At 66.0% G+C, this 615-nt stretch carries 1 protein-coding gene; it reads right to left on the bottom strand.

What is annotated here, in order from left to right; translation table 11 throughout:
* On the bottom strand, positions 1 to 615 hold a 615-nt coding region (locus VSR82_RS39945; RefSeq protein ID WP_498858922.1), incomplete at both ends, for a cupin domain-containing protein.

Below are 615 nucleotides of genomic sequence, written 5' to 3'. Positions count from 1 at the left end.
CAACCTGCTCGATCACTTTCGCGGTCGATGCGCCATGCGCAAGCATGGTGGCGGCCAGTTTCATCCTGACGAGGGCGACGAACTGTGCAGGCGGCTGACCGGCAAGCTCGCCGAACAGCCGGCAAAATCGCGAACGGGACATATGGACGAAGGCGGCCATCGTCTGCGTCGTCCAGCACTTCTCGGGAGTCTCGACGATGGCGCCGGCCAGTTGCGCGAACGCGGGGTGCCGCAACAGTCGCCAGAAGCTTGGCACCGCATCCTCGTCGCGATCATGTGCGCGCAACGCGTACACAAAAAGCAGACCGGTGAGCCGGGCGAGAACCGGCGACACTGTATCGGCGCCGCCCAACGCTTCGTCCCGGATCAGGCGGAAGATCGTGCGTGCCTTTTCCATCGACGGGTGGTCGTGGCGCGCAATGATCCTTTCCGGCAACAGCCCGACCAGCAGCCCGTCGAGCGCCGACGCGAATTCGAAGAAACCGCAGGCAATGCCAACGCCCGCCGCGGTGCGCTCGTGAGTCTGCCCGGGTTCGAGTGGCGTCATCACGCCCATGCGCGCGGTCTCGCTGCCGGCCGCCGGCGGCTCGGCTGACGGCGACAGACAATGCGGAA

It is taken from the genome of Burkholderia sp. JPY481 (assembly GCF_038900515.1).
Taxonomy (GTDB): Bacteria; Pseudomonadota; Gammaproteobacteria; order Burkholderiales; family Burkholderiaceae; genus Paraburkholderia; species Paraburkholderia youngii.
Note: the sequence above shows the minus strand (reverse complement) of the source record. Positions and strands in the feature narration are given on the sequence as shown.